The sequence below is a fragment of the Nesterenkonia aethiopica genome (genome assembly GCF_039534665.1).
GTDB classification, from domain to species: Bacteria; Actinomycetota; Actinomycetes; order Actinomycetales; family Micrococcaceae; genus Nesterenkonia; species Nesterenkonia aethiopica.
Genome location: NZ_BAAAVT010000004.1, coordinates 148,372 through 163,025 on the forward strand (window position 1 = coordinate 148,372; position 14,654 = coordinate 163,025).

Annotated in this window: 14 protein-coding genes; 11 read left to right on the top strand and 3 right to left on the bottom strand. The window is 69.8% G+C overall.

The window, feature by feature from the left end; genetic code table 11:
- Entirely contained in the window at window positions 1-1,272 is a 1,272-nt protein-coding gene (gene hemW, locus ABD658_RS04055; protein ID WP_344685539.1) for a radical SAM family heme chaperone HemW, read from the top strand.
- Here the strand turns inward: hemW and ABD658_RS04060 are convergent.
- Both ABD658_RS04060 and ABD658_RS04065 read right to left on the bottom strand, forming a co-directional pair.
- Window positions 1,262-1,723: a DUF4870 domain-containing protein gene (locus ABD658_RS04060; protein ID WP_344685541.1), complete on the bottom strand. Its 462-nt coding sequence runs from the start codon at window positions 1,721-1,723 to the stop codon at window positions 1,262-1,264. The genes hemW and ABD658_RS04060 overlap by 11 nt on opposite strands.
- Before the next feature lie 134 nt (window positions 1,724-1,857).
- Window positions 1,858-2,679, bottom strand: coding sequence for a DUF3097 family protein (locus tag ABD658_RS04065; RefSeq protein ID WP_070158587.1), 822 nt, complete (start codon window positions 2,677-2,679; stop codon window positions 1,858-1,860).
- A gap of 164 nt (window positions 2,680-2,843) precedes the next feature.
- Between ABD658_RS04065 and hrcA the strand changes: the two genes are divergently transcribed.
- The 10 genes from hrcA (at window position 2,844) to ABD658_RS04115 (ending at window position 13,598) form a co-directional block, all read left to right on the top strand.
- Entirely contained in the window at window positions 2,844-3,869 is a 1,026-nt protein-coding gene (gene hrcA / locus ABD658_RS04070; protein WP_070158586.1) for a heat-inducible transcriptional repressor HrcA, read from the top strand.
- A gap of 3 nt (window positions 3,870-3,872) precedes the next feature.
- Entirely contained in the window at window positions 3,873-4,997 is a 1,125-nt protein-coding gene (gene dnaJ, locus ABD658_RS04075) for a molecular chaperone DnaJ (RefSeq protein WP_070158585.1), read from the top strand.
- On the top strand, window positions 4,994-5,806 hold the full coding sequence (locus ABD658_RS04080) for a 16S rRNA (uracil(1498)-N(3))-methyltransferase (protein ID WP_070158584.1): 813 nt from the start codon (window positions 4,994-4,996) through the stop codon (window positions 5,804-5,806). The genes dnaJ and ABD658_RS04080 overlap by 4 nt, the downstream gene beginning before the upstream one ends.
- On the top strand, window positions 5,799-6,941 hold the full coding sequence (locus ABD658_RS04085; protein WP_311024185.1) for a PhoH family protein: 1,143 nt from the start codon (window positions 5,799-5,801) through the stop codon (window positions 6,939-6,941). Before ABD658_RS04080 ends, ABD658_RS04085 begins: the two co-directional genes overlap by 8 nt.
- Window positions 6,941-7,465, top strand: coding sequence for an rRNA maturation RNase YbeY (ybeY, locus tag ABD658_RS04090; protein WP_344685549.1), 525 nt, complete (start codon window positions 6,941-6,943; stop codon window positions 7,463-7,465). The genes ABD658_RS04085 and ybeY overlap by 1 nt, the downstream gene beginning before the upstream one ends.
- Window positions 7,462-8,982 (top strand): hemolysin family protein, encoded by a 1,521-nt coding sequence (locus ABD658_RS04095; RefSeq protein WP_344685551.1) that lies wholly within the window; start codon window positions 7,462-7,464, stop codon window positions 8,980-8,982. The genes ybeY and ABD658_RS04095 overlap by 4 nt, the downstream gene beginning before the upstream one ends.
- A complete protein-coding gene (gene era / locus ABD658_RS04100) occupies window positions 8,979-9,953 on the top strand; it encodes a GTPase Era (RefSeq protein WP_070158582.1) in 975 nt (324 codons plus the stop codon). Before ABD658_RS04095 ends, era begins: the two co-directional genes overlap by 4 nt.
- A gap of 289 nt (window positions 9,954-10,242) precedes the next feature.
- On the top strand, window positions 10,243-11,985 hold the full coding sequence (gene leuA, locus ABD658_RS04105) for a 2-isopropylmalate synthase (protein WP_311024189.1): 1,743 nt from the start codon (window positions 10,243-10,245) through the stop codon (window positions 11,983-11,985).
- A 9-nt stretch (window positions 11,986-11,994) separates the two neighbouring features.
- Window positions 11,995-12,732, top strand: coding sequence for a DNA repair protein RecO (gene recO / locus ABD658_RS04110; RefSeq protein WP_344685555.1), 738 nt, complete (start codon window positions 11,995-11,997; stop codon window positions 12,730-12,732).
- 2 nt (window positions 12,733-12,734) lie between these two features.
- Window positions 12,735-13,598, top strand: a complete 864-nt coding sequence (locus ABD658_RS04115) for an isoprenyl transferase (RefSeq protein WP_344743916.1) — start codon at window positions 12,735-12,737, stop codon at window positions 13,596-13,598.
- Here the strand turns inward: ABD658_RS04115 and ABD658_RS04120 are convergent.
- Complete coding sequence (locus ABD658_RS04120) at window positions 13,514-14,584, bottom strand: alpha/beta hydrolase (protein ID WP_344685559.1); 1,071 nt, start codon at window positions 14,582-14,584, stop codon at window positions 13,514-13,516. The genes ABD658_RS04115 and ABD658_RS04120 overlap by 85 nt on opposite strands.
- Between the last annotated feature and the right edge of the window lie 70 nt (window positions 14,585-14,654).

Here is a 14,654-nt window from a genome sequence, read left to right on the forward strand (position 1 = left end):
GTGCCTGCCACGCTTCCGGTGGGCGATCCGGTCCCGGCCGACGGCGCGCTGCCCGCGCGGGTGCTCGCCGGGCTGGGCGGGCGCGCCTCAGCGCCGCTGGGGCTGTACGTGCACATCCCCTTCTGCTCGGTGCGCTGCGGCTATTGCGACTTCAACACCTACACGGCTGAGGACCTCGGTCCGGGTGCGTCCCGGGAGTCCTACCCGGAGACGCTGATCCGGGAGTTGGAGTTCGCCGCGGATCTGCTGGCACGCTCCGGGGCGCCCGAGCGCCCCTTGCGCACGATCTTCTTCGGCGGCGGCACCCCCACGCTGCTCCCGGCCGAGTCCCTGGCCCGCATCCTGGAGCGCGCCCGGTCCCTGCTCGGGGTGGCCCCGGGGGCGGAGGTCACCACGGAGGCGAACCCCGACACCGTGGACGAAGCCACCGCCGCCACATTGGCCGAGGCCGGATTCACCCGGGTGAGTCTGGGCATGCAGTCGGCGGTGCCGAAGGTGCTGCGCACACTGGACCGCACCCATGATCCTGCCAATGTCACCCGTGCGGTCGACGCCGTCCGGAGCCAGGGCCTTCAGGTCAGCCTGGACCTGATCTATGGCACGCCGGGAGAGACCTTGGAGGACTGGCGCACCAGCCTGGAGACTGCGGTCGCGATGGATCCGGACCATGTCTCGGCGTACTCGCTGATCGTGGAGGAGGGTACCGCGATGGCGGCGAAGGTCCGCCGCGGCGAGCTGCCCGATGTGGATCCGGATGACCATGCGGACAAGTACCTGCTCACCGACGAGCTGCTGAGCGCGGCCGGACACCAGTGGTACGAGGTCTCGAACTTCTCGCGGGATGAGTCGACCCGGTCGCAGCACAACCTGAACTACTGGCGGGACTCCGACTGGTGGGGTGCGGGGCCGGGCGCCCACTCCCACCTGGGCGGACTGCGCTGGTGGAACGTCAAGCACCCCGCCGCCTACGCCCAGCGGCTCCACCAGGGCATCACCCCGGGCCACGGCAGGGAGCTTCTCGACGACGACGCACAGGCGCTGGAGCACCTGATGCTGCGCCTGCGGATCGCCGAGGGCCTCGACGTGGCCGAGCATGAGGCGCTGCCTGGGGCTCGACGCCTCGACGACGGAGTCCTGCGGGCCCTGGTCCACGAGGGGCTGGCGCAGGAGGGACCGTTGAACCCGGACGAGCGGAGCCCGCGCGGACGGGTGGTGCTCACGCTGCAGGGCCGCCTGCTGGCCGATGCGGTGACCCGTCGCCTCAGTGGATGAGGCGCAGGTTCATCCGGTACCGATAGGGGCGACCCTTGTTGCACTCGATGCCCGCCACGAGACCTGAGATCGTCATCACCACCCACAGGAAGACGGCGGCCAGTCCGAAGATCCACCCGATGGCGGGGATCAGCGCCAGCACGTAGCAGACGAGCATCACCACGGTCAGCGGCAGGGTGAAGTTCAGGGCTTCCTTGGACTCCTGTGCGGTGAACGGACCTCGATCCCGGAACACGAGGTAGATGATCAGCGACGGCACGCAGCCCATGAGCCCGCCGAAGTGGGACAGCGTCGCCCAGCGACGGTCCTCCGAAGGGGTCAGCGGCAGCGCCGCGTCGGCGGAGCCCTCGACGCGCTCGGAGTCCCCGGAGTGCTGGCGGCGTCGGTCCGCAGGCCGGTGACGGTCGCCCGAGTTCGGCTGCTGCGGATGTGGCGGCTCGGACTGTGGCACGGCGCCCCTCTCTGATGCTCGTGGGATGGCGGTCGTGCGGACCCGGGAGGCCTGCACGGATGAGGCAGATTCTACCGCCCCCTCCTGGACGTGGGCTGCCGGCGACACCCCCGCGGAGCCGCCGGGCGCAGGCGTCAGCCGGTGACGAAGTCGATGAGCTCCTCGACCCGTCCCAGGAGGGCCGGTTCCAGGTCGGTGTAGCTGGAGACCGTCCCCAGGATCCGCTTCCAGCCGGCGGCGATGTCCCGCTGCCCGGAATGCGGCCAGCCGAGTGCCTGGAGGGTGCCCACCTTGATGTCGATGTGCCGAGGGATGTCGGGCCAGGCCTGAAGTCCCACGAGCTGGGGCTTCACCGCCTGCCAGACATCCACATAGGGGTGGCCCAGTACTGTCACGTTTCCGGCCGCCCCCGGCATGGACATGGCCTCGGCCGCAATGCGGCTCTCCTTGGAGCCCGGGACGAGGTGGTCCAGCAGCACACCCACTCGACGGTCCCGGCTCGGTCCGAACTCCCGCAGGGCCCCGACGAGGTCGTCCGCGCCGTGCAGAGGTTCGACGACGACTCCCTCGAGCCGCAGGTCCTCGCCCCAGACCTTCTCGACCAGTTCGGCGTCATGGGTGCCCTCCACCCAGATCCGGGAGGCCCGGGCGACTCGTGCCCGGGCGCCCTCCACAGCCAGCGAGCCCGATGCGGTGCGGCGGGGGCCCTGCGGGGCGGTGCGAGGCTTCGGCGGGACCAGCTCCACCGGGGCGCCGTCGTGCAGGAACCCGTGCCCCAGTGGGAAGGCCCGGCTGCGGCCGTGGCGGTCCTCCAGGCGGACCACGCGGATGCCGCCGGCCGCCTCCACACCCACCACGGCACCGACCCACCCCGACTCGGTCTCCTCCACCACGGTGCCGTGGTCGGCGGGGAGCGGCGGGACCTCACGGTACTGGGCGCGACGCCGTTCGGCCATGTCCGCGGGGCCCCAGGCGGACCAGTCGGTGGGGAAGTGAGGAGATGTCACAGCCCGGGAGCCTAGCAGCGGCGGCGCCGACTTCGGCGGATCCCGACGACACGCGCTAGAATTGGCACTTGTCGCAGGAGAGTGCCAATCGCCGCCGGGAGAGGAGACCAGCGATGTCTGACACCCGTCGCCTGCAGGTGCTGCGTGCGATCGTGGAGGACTACGTCCAGACCCAGGAGCCTGTCGGGTCCAAGGCGCTGGTGGATCGCCACAACCTCGAGGTCTCTCCGGCCACCATCCGCAATGACATGGCCTTCCTGGAGGCCGAAGGCCTCATCGCGGCCCCACATACCTCCGCGGGCCGGATCCCCACCGACCAGGGGTATCGGCTCTTCGTGGACCGCATCACCGAGGTCCGTCCGCTGTCGCGGGCCGAGCGTCGCGCGATGGACATCCTGGTGGAGGCCGCAGACGACCATGACGCCATGCTGGAGCAGACCGTGCGTCTGCTGGCCATGCTCACAAACCAGGTCGCCGTCCTGCAGCACCCCCAGCAGTCCACGGCGCGCATCCGGCACATCGAGGTCCTGTCCATGGGGCCGCTCAAGGTGCTGGTGGTCGTGATCCTCTCCTCCGGGAAGGTGGAGCAGCGGATGGCCACACTGCCGGAGCCTGTGGACGACGATTCGCTGCAGGTGCTCGGTCAGCGGCTCGCCGGGGAGCTCCACAACCGGTCCGCCTCGGCGCTGCCGCTGCCGGTGGACCGCCTGCTCGGCTCGGTCGAGCCGTCGCTGCGCTCCAGCCTCGCGATCGTCGCCCACACGGTGGAGGCGGTGCTGGAGTCCGGACGGGTGGATCGCATCATCATGGCCGGCACTGCTAACCTCGCCAGGTCTGACCGCGACCTGGGCCCCTCGCTCGGTCCCGTCCTGGAGGCCCTCGAGGAGCAGGTGGTCCTGCTGCGCCTGCTCACCGAGATGGAGCAGGACCGCCGTGGCCTCTCCGTGCGGATCGGTCATGAGACGAGCCATGACTCGCTGTCCGAGACCTCGGTGGTCGCTGCGGAGTACGCGGTCGGCGACGGCGGCGACGCCGCGAAGCTCGGCGTCGTCGGGCCCACACGCATGGACTACGGCTCCACCATGTCGGCGGTGCGAGCCATGGCACGGTACCTGTCCCGGATTCTCTCTGAAGGGTGAGAAGTGACTGACTACTACGAGGCGCTCGGCGTGAGCCGAGAGGCGTCGACCGACGAGATCAAGAAGGCGTACCGGAAGAAGGCGCGCAGGCTGCATCCGGATGTGAACCCCTCGGAGGACGCCGCCGATCAGTTCAAGCTCATCGGACGCGCCTATGAGGTGCTCTCCGACCCGGAGAAGCGCCGCAACTATGACGCCACCGGTGACGAGAACGGCCGGTCGCCCTTCGGCGGCGGATTCGGGGGAGGGAGCCAGGGCTTCGGCGGCTTCAGCGACATCTTCGAGACGTTCTTCGGCGCCGGAGCCTCGGGTCCGGCCTCCCGCACCCGGCGCGGCCAAGACTCCCTCATCCGCGTGCGGGTCGATCTCAAGGACGCCGTGTTCGGCACCACCAAGGAGGTGGAGATCGAGACGGCGGTCACGTGCTCTGTCTGCCATGGCTCGTGCACGCGGGAGGGGACCAGCCCGACGACCTGCCCCGACTGCCACGGTCAGGGCCAGGTCCAGCGGCCCATGCGCTCCATCCTGGGCACCGTCCTGCAGACCGAAGCCTGCGCCCGGTGCTCCGGCTTCGGCAGCATCATCGAGGACCCGTGTCAGGAGTGCGACGGACAGGGCAGGGTGCGCGAACGCCGCACGCTGAAGGTCAAGATCCCCGCCGGCGTGGACAAGGGCAACCGCATCCACCTCGCCGGGGAAGGGGAGGCCGGACTGGCCGGCGGGCCGCACGGCGACCTGTTCATCGAGGTGGACGTCCGGCCCCACGACGTCTTCACCCGACGCGGGAACGACCTGCACGCCACCGTGTCCATCCCCATGACGGCCGCCGCCCTCGGCACCACGGTCAGTCTGGAGACCTTCGACGGGACCGAGGAGATCGAGGTCAAGCCGGGCACGCAGTCGGGCGAGGTGCTGACGCTGCGGGACCGCGGTGTCGCGCACCTGCGCGGCGGCGGCCGCGGTGCGCTGAAGGTGCATCTGAAGGTCGAGACCCCCACCAAGCTGACCGATCGCCAGCGCGAGCTGCTCCGTGAGCTGGCCGCCGAGCGTGACGAGGAGCTGGGGGAGTCCACCACGGAGCACCGGGGGATGTTCGCCAAACTCCGCGAGGCCTGGGACAGCCTGTGACAGCTCCGCTGTTCCACCTGGCGCCGGGACGGCTCGACGGCGTCTCCTGCGGCGACCACGTCCGGCTCGACGGCGCGGAGGGCCACCACGCGGCCACGGTGATGCGCCTCGAGGTCGGGGAGGAGGTCCACCTCTCCGACACGCGCCGGCTGCGGGTCACCGGATCGGTGGTCGAGACGGGGGCCGGTGTGCTGACGGTGGAGGTCTCCGCCGTCGAGGAGGAGCCCGACGAGCGTCCCCGTCTTGTGCTGGTCCAGGCGCTGGCGAAGGACCGCCGGGATCTGCAGGCGATCGAGTCCGCCACGGAGCTCGGCGTGGACCGGATCGTGCCGTGGCAGGCCGAGCGCTCCGTGGCCCGCTGGAAGGCGGGTCGGGAGGCGAAGAAGCACGCGGAGTGGGTCTCGACGGTCCGGGCCGCGGCCAAGCAGACGCGCCGCACCGCCGTCCCCGAGGTGGAGCAGCTGCACACCACCGCGCAGTATGCGGCGGCAGCTGCCGCGGATCCGCGGCGGGCCGTCGTGGTGCTCCATGAGTCAGACGAGCACACTCTGGCCGGCGCGCTGCAGGACGTCGATGCGTCCAGCGTCGAGGAGCTGCATCTGCTGGTGGGCCCGGAGGGAGGGATCTCGCGGGGCGAGATCGAGCGGCTGGTCGCCGCAGGTGCTCGGGTGGCGCGCCTGGGGCGCACTGTGCTGCGTTCGTCGACCGCAGGGCCGGCCGCCCTGGCCGGCGTCCAGGTGCTGCTGGGCAGGTGGGAGCGCGAGGAAGCTCCCGACGACATCACCAGTAGACTGAGCACCGATGACTGATACTCCCTTCACCCCCGCCGACTCCACCTCCGGTGTGGCCGCCGGCGCCGCGGCCTCTCCGGTGGGCAGCATCGAACGCACGGTGCACTTCGCCGACTCCGACACGATGTTCCGTGCCCTCGGCCCGCAGGATCTGGCGATCCGCATCCTCCAGGGCATCTGCCCGGCGGCGTCCATCGGCCTGCGGGACCAGCTGATCACGGTCGCGGGCCCCGAGCAGGACGTCCGGCAGATCGTGGAGATCCTCTCGCAGCTCAAGAGCCTGGCGGCCTCCGGCACCACGGTGGGCGAGGAGATCGTCGAGCAGGTCGCGACCATGGTGCGGGCGAACCAGGCCGGAGCCTCCGCCCGGATGATCACCACCAATATCCTGTCCCACCGGGGCAAGACCATCCGGCCCAAGACGGCGAACCAGCAGACCTATGTGGATCAGATCGACGAGGCCACCGTGGTCTTCGGGATCGGACCCGCCGGCACCGGCAAGACCTACTTGGCCATGGCCAAGGCCGTACAGGCCCTGCAGGCCAAGGAGATCAACCGCATCATCCTCACGCGGCCCGCCGTCGAGGCGGGGGAGAGGCTCGGGTTCCTGCCGGGCAGCCTCAACGAGAAGATCGACCCCTATCTGCGCCCTCTCTACGACGCGCTGCACGACATGATCGACCCGGAGTCGATCCCGCGGCTCATGGAGTCCGGGATCATCGAGGTGGCTCCGCTGGCCTACATGCGTGGCCGGACGCTCAACGACTCCTTCATCATCCTCGACGAGGCCCAGAACACCACCGCCGAACAGATGAAGATGTTCCTGACCCGGTTGGGCTTCAACTCCAAGATCGTGGTCACCGGAGACATCACCCAGGTGGACCTGCCTCATGGCACCGACTCGGGCCTGCGGACCGTGCTGGACATCCTCGACGGCGTCGAGGGCATCACGATCTCGCGCCTGGGCTCCCAGGACGTCGTCCGGCATCAGCTCGTGGGCCGGATCGTCGACGCCTATGAGTCCTTCCAGCAGCGGCAGGACAGCCGACGTTCCACGGGGACAGGCGGTGGGCCCCAGGGCGCTCGTCGGAGCCCGCAGGACCGACGGCGGCCCCGCAGCGAGAGGACCGCCATGGCCGAGGACGAGCGCTGATGCCGTCCTCGGAATCTGCCTGCACGCGGCCGGCGGGTGTGGCGATCAGCGATGAGTCCGGCTCCTCCGCGCTGGCGGAGGACGTGCAGGAGATGCTCGGGCGCCTCACCGGGATGCTCTATGCCCGGCTGCATCTCTCTCGGGAGGTCGAGCTGACCGTGACCCTCGTCGACGAGGCCCGGATGGCGCAGCTGCACCTTGACTGGATGGACCTGCCCGGTCCCACCGACGTGATGAGCCTGCCCATGGACGAGCTGCGCCCGGGCACCGCCGAGGAGCCCGTGGCCGAGGGCATGCTCGGTGACATCGTGATCTGCCCGGAGGTGGCGCGCCGGCAGGCGGAGGAGGCGGGACACGGGACCGGTGACGAGCTCGCCCTGCTCACGGTCCACGGGGTCCTGCACCTGCTCGGACACGACCATGTCGAGCAGGACGAACGTCAGGTGATGTTCGCGCTCCAGGCACGGCTCCTGGAAGAGTTCCTCGGGCGACGGGCCCCGACCCCGACCGTCGACGGACCATGAGCAGCGTCCTGCTCGCCCTGGCGGGTCTGCTGTGCGCCGCCGTCGCCGCGGTGCTCTCCACCGCCGAGGCCGCCTTCATGCGTCTCTCCCGGCGCGAGGCAGAGGACATCGCAGAGAGGCAGGGCTCGCGAGCCGTCCAGAAGATCCTGCTGGAGCCGGTGCCGCACACCGTGGCGCTGCAGCTGTGGCGGTGGATCTTCGCCAGCGCGGCGGTCGTGCTGGTCACGGTGGCGGTGCTGTTCCTCCTCGATGACGTCGCCCTGGCAGCCCTCGTCGCCGCGCTGGTGCTGCTGGCCGGCGGCGTCGTGCTGGCCACGCTCTCTCCACGCCGACTCGGGCGGGCACATCACCTGGTGGTCTCTGCCGCCACCGCCCGACTGGTACGGGGGCTGCGGCTGGCGCTCGGCCCCGTCCCGGTCGTGCTGGCCCGCGTCGGCGCCCGCATCGCACCCGGCACGGATGACGCATACCAGGGGTTCTTCGATGACGAGGAGTTCCGCGAGTTCGTGGCCCGTGCCTCCGAGACGGACATCCTCGAGGACGCCGAGGCAGAGCTCATCCAGTCCGTCTTCGACCTCTCCGCGACTCGGGTCCGGGCGGTCATGGTGCCGCGCACGGACATGGTCACCGTGGACACCGTGGCCACGCTGCCGGAGGTGATGACGTTGTTCCTGAGGTCCGGATACTCGCGTGTGCCGGTGGTGCGCGGATCCGCCGACGACATCACGGGGATGGTGTACCTCAAGGACGTGGCATTCCTGGAGCACCAGCTGCGCGCCGGCGAGGTCTCCGATGAGTTCCGCGGCCGGACCGCGGACACGATCACGGTGGACGAGGTCCAGCGTGACGTGCGGTACGTGCCCGAGTCCAAGATGGTCTCCGAGTTCCTCTCCGAGCTCCAGCGGGAGTCCACGCATGTGGCCGTCGTGGTCGATGAGTACGGCGGCACCGCCGGTCTCGTGACCTTGGAGGACCTGATCGAGGAGATCGTGGGGGAGATCGTCGACGAATACGACGTCGAGTCCGCCGAGGTGGAGGAGCTCGAGGACGGACGCCGTCGCCTCGCGGCCCGCATGGCGGTGGACGACTTCGCCGACCTCTTCGACCTCGACCTCGACGACGAGGACGAAGTCGACACGCTCGGCGGGCTGCTCGCCAAGACTCTCGGACGAGTGCCGATCGCAGGCTCCGAGGTCGAGATCGACGGGGTCGTGCTGCGGGCCGACCGTCTCGAGGGTCGACGCAACCGGGTGAGCCATGTGCTCGCCTGGGAGGTCGAAGGTCGCCGCGGGGCCCGGGCCGGGCTCGGCACCGAGGACGCCCCCGAGGTCTTCGCCCATGAGGCCCAGGACCGTCGGGAGGCCGGCGCGGAGGCACCCACCCCCGGACCGACCACTGCCACAGGATCGGCCGCTCAGCACGACGCCGACCAGCACGACGCCGGAGAGCAGGACGCGCAGGACCGGCACGATCCACACGACCAGGACCACAGGACCGACCGGCAGGAGCAGCGGTGAGCACCGACGCAGAGATCACCTTCGCAGAGCATGATGAGAACCACCGCGCGGGATTCGCCAGCTTCGTGGGGCGCCCCAACGCCGGGAAGTCGACGCTGACCAACGCGTTGGTCGGCTCGAAAGTGGCGATCACCTCCTCGAAGCCCCAGACCACGCGCCACACCATCCGCGGGATCGTCCATCGGGAGGATGCCCAGCTGGTCCTGGTGGACACCCCGGGTCTGCACCGGCCCCGGACGCTGCTGGGCCAGCGGCTCAACGATCTGGTCATCGACACGCTCTCCGAGGTCGACGTGGTCGGCTTCTGCCTGCCGGCGGACCAGAAGATCGGCCCGGGGGACCGGTTCATCGCCGGGCAGCTGACCAAGGTCCCGCATAAGCCGGTGGTCGCCCTGGTGACCAAGACCGACACCGTGCCGCGGGATGCCCTGGCCGAGCAGCTGATGGCCGTGGACCAGCTGGGCCGTGAGCACCTCGCCGGCGAGGGTCGCCAGGCCGACGGCTTCTCCGCCATCATCCCCGTCTCGGCGGTCGCGGGGGACCAGGTCGACGTCGTCGCCGATGAGCTGGCGGCCATGATGCCGCTCTCCCCGCCCCTGTACCCGCAGGGGGACCTCACGGACGAGCCCGAGGCGGTCATGGTCGCGGAGCTCGTCCGGGAGGCCGCTCTCGAGGACGTCCGCGACGAGCTGCCGCATTCGATCGCCGTCGTCGTGGAGGAGATGGTCCCCCGCGAGGGACGCCCGGAGGACCGCCCGCTGCTCGACGTCCGGGTCAGCATCCACGTGGAGCGTGACTCGCAGAAGGCGATCATCATCGGCCGCCGGGGCGCGCGGCTGAAACAGATCGGCACACAGGCCCGCGAGGGCATCAAGAAGCTGCTCGGGACGCCCGTCTATCTGGATCTCCACGTCAAGGTCAGCAAGGACTGGCAGCGGGACGCCAAGAAGCTGGGCCGTCTGGGATTCTGAAGGCCCGGGGCACCAGGTGTCCGGCCGGTCCACACTCTGGAACGTCCGGCGTCAGGTCATGGGCAGCGCGCAGATGACGTGCTAGCGTGAGAGACGTGCTGACCTTCACGACCGCACCGCGACTACTACAGCTTCTCCGCCGCAGCGGGGACCAGCTGTCGCGCGTGCAGCACATCATCCACGGCGCAGCATCCTGACGAGCCGAACCCCGTTGCGGAGTCTCATACCCCGGTCCTGCTGACCGGCGCCTCGGCTTCTCGACCGCACTCTCTCGACCCAAGGATGAACCATGCGCACTCTGCAGCAGACCTCGCCGATGCCGTATCACCGGTACGTGCCCTTCCAGGACCAGATCACCGTCTCCCTGCCGGATCGGACCTGGCCGGACAAGGTCATCACCTCCGCTCCGCGGTGGTGCGCCGTCGATCTCCGTGATGGCAACCAGGCGCTGATCGATCCCATGTCTCCGGAGCGGAAGCACCGGATGTTCGACCTGCTGGTCGCGATGGGCTACAAGGAGATCGAGGTCGGCTTCCCGGCGGCCTCGCAGACGGACTTCGACTTCGTGCGGCAGCTCGTCGAGCAGGACCGCATCCCCGACGACGTCTACATCCAGGTCCTCACCCAGGCCCGGGAGCACCTCATCGAGCGGACCTTCGAGGCGATCGACGGCGCCCCACGAGCCATCGTCCACCTCTACAACTCCACCTCGGTGCTCCAGCGCGAGGTCGTCTTCCGCCAGGACAAGGACGGCATCGTGGACATCGCTACCCAGGGTGCCCGCCTCTGCCTCAAGTACGAAGAGCAGATGCGTTCGGGCACCGAGGTCGTCTACCAGTACTCGCCGGAGTCCTTCACGGGCACCGAGCTGGAGTTCGCCGCGCACATCTCGGACGAGGTCGTCGACGTCTTCGGCGCCTCCCCGGAGAAGAAGGTCATCGTGAACCTGCCGGCCACGGTGGAGATGGCCACACCCAATGTGTACGCGGACTCCATCGAGTGGATGCACCGCAATCTGCGCAACCGCGACTCGATCATCCTCTCCCTGCACCCGCACAACGACCGGGGCACCGGCGTGGCCGCCGCCGAGCTGGGCTACATGGCCGGGGCGGACCGCATCGAGGGATGCCTGTTCGGCAACGGCGAGCGCACCGGCAACGTGGACCTGATCACGCTGGGCATGAATCTCTTCAGCCAGGGTGTGGACCCTCAGATCGACTTCCGGGACATGGACCACATCCGCCGCACCGTCGAGCACTGCAACCAGATGCCGGTGCCGGAACGCTCCCCGTACGGCGGCGATCTGGTGTTCACCGCCTTCTCCGGCTCTCACCAGGACGCCATCAAGAAGGGCTTCGAACACATCGAACGGAGGGCCGAGGAGCAGGGACAGGACGTCGCCGACGTCACCTGGGCTGTGCCGTACCTGCCCATCGACCCGAAGGACATCGGCCGCAGCTATGAGGCGGTCATCCGGGTGAACTCGCAGTCCGGCAAGGGTGGGGTGGCCTACCTGCTGAAGTCGGAGCACGGGATCGATCTGCCGCGCCGTGCCCAGGTCGAGTTCTCCCAGGTCATCCAGCACCGTGCAGATGCCGACGGCGGCGAGGTCTCCGGGGAGGAGATCTGGCAGGTCTTCCGGGACGAGTATCTGCCGGTGGACAGCGCGGCCCGCCGTTGGGGCCACTACCGCATCGGGGAGGTCCGCACCTCCTCGACGGCGGAGGGCGCCTTCTCCATGGACCTGCAGCTCCAGACCAACGGGTCGGTGGTCGAGCATCACGCCGAAGCCAACGGCCCTGTCGCGGCGCTGGTGGAGATCCTGGGCCGCGACGGCGTCGACGTCCGGGTGCTCGACTACACCGAGCACGCGATGAGTCAGGGAGGCGACGCCCAGGCGGCGGCTTTCGTGGAATGCGCCATCGGGGATCGCGTCCTGTGGGGCGTGGGCATCGACCACAACACCACGGCGGCCTCCCTGCAGGCGGTGGTCTCGGCGGTGAACCGAGCGATCCGCGACACGGAGTCGTAGACTCGATCCGTGGCCGGATCGACCTTCGCCTCGCGCAGCTATCGCGACAACGCCCTGATCCTGCGCACCCGCAACCTGGGGGAGGCGGACCGCATCATCACGATGCTCACCGCCGAGCACGGTCTGGTGCGCGGCGTGGCCAAGGGTGTGCGCCGGACGTCGTCGAAGTTCGGCGCCACCCTGGAGCCGTTCATGGTGGCCGATGTGCAGCTCGTCCATGGGCGCAGCCTGGACATCGTCACGCAGGCCGTGTCGAAGGGCGCGTATGGGGCGATGATCGTCGCCGACTATGAGAAGTACACCCGCGCGCACGTCATGGCGGAGGCGGCCGAACGGCTGACCGAGTCTGATCCCGAGGACAGTCGGCCGCAGTTCCGGCTGCTGCACGGGGCGCTCTCTGCCCTGGCCCGTGGGGTGCACGCTCCCGACCTGGTGCTGAACTCCTATCTTCTGAGGGCTCTGAGCACCGCCGGATGGGCTGTGACCTGGACCGCCTGTGTGGCCTGCGGCCGGCCCGGCCCCCAGCCGGGGTTCCATGCGGGCCTCGGGGGGCCGGTCTGCCCGGACTGCCGTCCGCCCGGGACGCGGACTCTGGCTCCGGCGACCACGGATCTGCTCCACGCGCTGCAGCACGGATCGTGGCAGAGCGCATCGGCGGCCGCTCCGGAGGCACGTCATGAGGCCTCCTCCGTGGTGACCAGCTACGTCCAGCATCATCTGGAGCGGAGACTCAGCTCGCTCGGGTGATAATGGAGTCCATGGCTTCACAGCGCAGCGCCGCCCGGCGCCCGTACTCGGACCCCTGGCCCCATCGCGACGGCGCACGACCTCCGACGCTGCCGACAGAACTGATCCCCCGTCACGTGGCCGTCGTCATGGACGGCAACGGACGGTGGGCGAACCAGCGCGGACTGCCGCGCACCGACGGCCACCGGGCCGGCGAGGCCTCGCTGATGGAGGTCATGGCGGGAGCGGTGGAGGTCGGCGTCGAGCATGTCTCCGTCTATGGCTTCTCCACGGAGAACTGGCGCCGCTCGCCAGAGGAGGTGCGCTTCCTCATGACCTACTCGCGGGACGCGCTGCGTCGCCAGAGGGACGTCCTGCACGATTGGGGCGTGCGAATCCGGTGGAACGGGAGGCGCCCGCGGCTGTGGCGCTCGGTGATCAAGGAGCTGGAGGCCGCCGAGGAGCAGACCCGGGGCAATGACCGGTGCACTCTGACGATGTGCGTGAACTACGGAGGCCGGGCCGAGATCACCGACGGTGTACGGCGCATCGCCGAGAAGGTCGCCGCAGGGGAGCTGAATCCGGCCCGCATCCGCGAATCCACCATCGCGGCGCACCTGGACGAGCCCGACCTGCCGGACGTGGACCTCTTCCTGCGGAGCTCGGGGGAGCAGCGCATCTCGAACTTCCTGCTGTGGCAGTCCGCCTATGCCGAGATGGTCTTTCTCGATGTGCTGTGGCCCGATGTGGACCGCACCACGCTGTGGCATGCCATCGAGCTCTATGCTCAACGGGATCGCCGCTACGGTGCGGCCGTGGACCGGGTGGCCCCCTCGGCCGCCTCGGCAGGATCGGCGGGGTCGGCCGACTCGGCTTCCGGGGCGTAGGCCCGCAGCCACCGGCGCACCTCGTCGAAGGCCTGCAGCCGGACCGGTTCGGGAGAGGCGAAGACATCGTGCATCGCCCGGGCGAGTCGCACCACGGTGACGCGGCCGCCCAACCGGACGGCGCGGCGCGCCAGCAGCTCCACATCCAGGACGATGTCGGACTCGCGCAGCTGATCCTTCCATTGGCGGCTGTACACCGTCTGAGTCGACAGCAGCACCAGCACCGGCTCCTGGACGTCGAGTCCGTCGTAGACCTGACGGTGCCCCGCCAGGACTGCACGCAGCCATCCGGCCGGCATGGGAAAGGACCGACGGGGCCGCCAGAGCGGGTGCAGGCTCCACTCTCCGTGGGCCTGGTCCGAGAGGGACTGCCAGTAGTTGTCCACCCGCGGCAGCCGCAGCGGGCGCCGGGGGTTCAGATGGCTCAGCGGCGCGAGCAGACCTTCGACGGCGGCCCGTGCGGCCGCATCGCCGGGCAGCTCCAGCCACGGACTGTTGAGGATCAGGCCCGAGGCGCGGCCGGGGTGCCGGTGCGCCCACAGCGCGGCGACGAGTCCGCCGGTCGAGTGGCCGTGGATCAGCGGTGCCGGGGCCTGAGGATGCTCGGACCGGATGACCTCCAGGGCGGATTCGAGGTCGGCGTCGTATTCGGTGAGGTCATCGATGTACCCCGGAGTCTGCCAGCTGCGCAGGCTGCGTCCGTAGCGGCGGAGGTCCAGCGCGTAGAAGGGCCGACCCGCGGCGGCGAAGCTGCGGGCCAGCGGAGTGTTGTAGAAGTAGTCGGACCAGCCGTGCAGGTGCAGCACCGGCGCGAGCGGACCGCCGTCGTGGGCGGTGTCATGGGCGGTGTCGTGCTTGGGGGTTCCGTCGTAACGGACCAGCGTGGCGCTGAGCGGTCCCTCCTCGTCCTCGCCCAGCGGCAGGGTGCGCCTGACACATCCGGGCAGGATGTCGGGAACCCAGTCTCCGGCCGGAGCGTCCTCCATCAGGCCCTCGGAGCCGAGGGAGGGGCCGGGCGAAGAGTCGTGCGGTGCTGAGTCGTGTGGTGCTGTGTCG

Coding starts and splice junctions, on each gene's coding strand:
- ybeY (WP_344685549.1), top strand. CDS start 6,941: ATGCCGTCCTCGGAATCTGCCTGCACGCGGCCGGCGGGTGTGGCGATC.
- ABD658_RS04065 (WP_070158587.1), bottom strand. CDS start 2,679: ATGGCCGAACGGCGTCGCGCCCAGTACCGTGAGGTCCCGCCGCTCCCC.
- ABD658_RS04120 (WP_344685559.1), bottom strand. CDS start 14,584: ATGGAGGACGCTCCGGCCGGAGACTGGGTTCCCGACATCCTGCCCGGA.
- ABD658_RS04085 (WP_311024185.1), top strand. CDS start 5,799: ATGACTGATACTCCCTTCACCCCCGCCGACTCCACCTCCGGTGTGGCC.
- hrcA (WP_070158586.1), top strand. CDS start 2,844: ATGTCTGACACCCGTCGCCTGCAGGTGCTGCGTGCGATCGTGGAGGAC.
- ABD658_RS04095 (WP_344685551.1), top strand. CDS start 7,462: ATGAGCAGCGTCCTGCTCGCCCTGGCGGGTCTGCTGTGCGCCGCCGTC.
- ABD658_RS04115 (WP_344743916.1), top strand. CDS start 12,735: ATGGAGTCCATGGCTTCACAGCGCAGCGCCGCCCGGCGCCCGTACTCG.
- leuA (WP_311024189.1), top strand. CDS start 10,243: ATGCGCACTCTGCAGCAGACCTCGCCGATGCCGTATCACCGGTACGTG.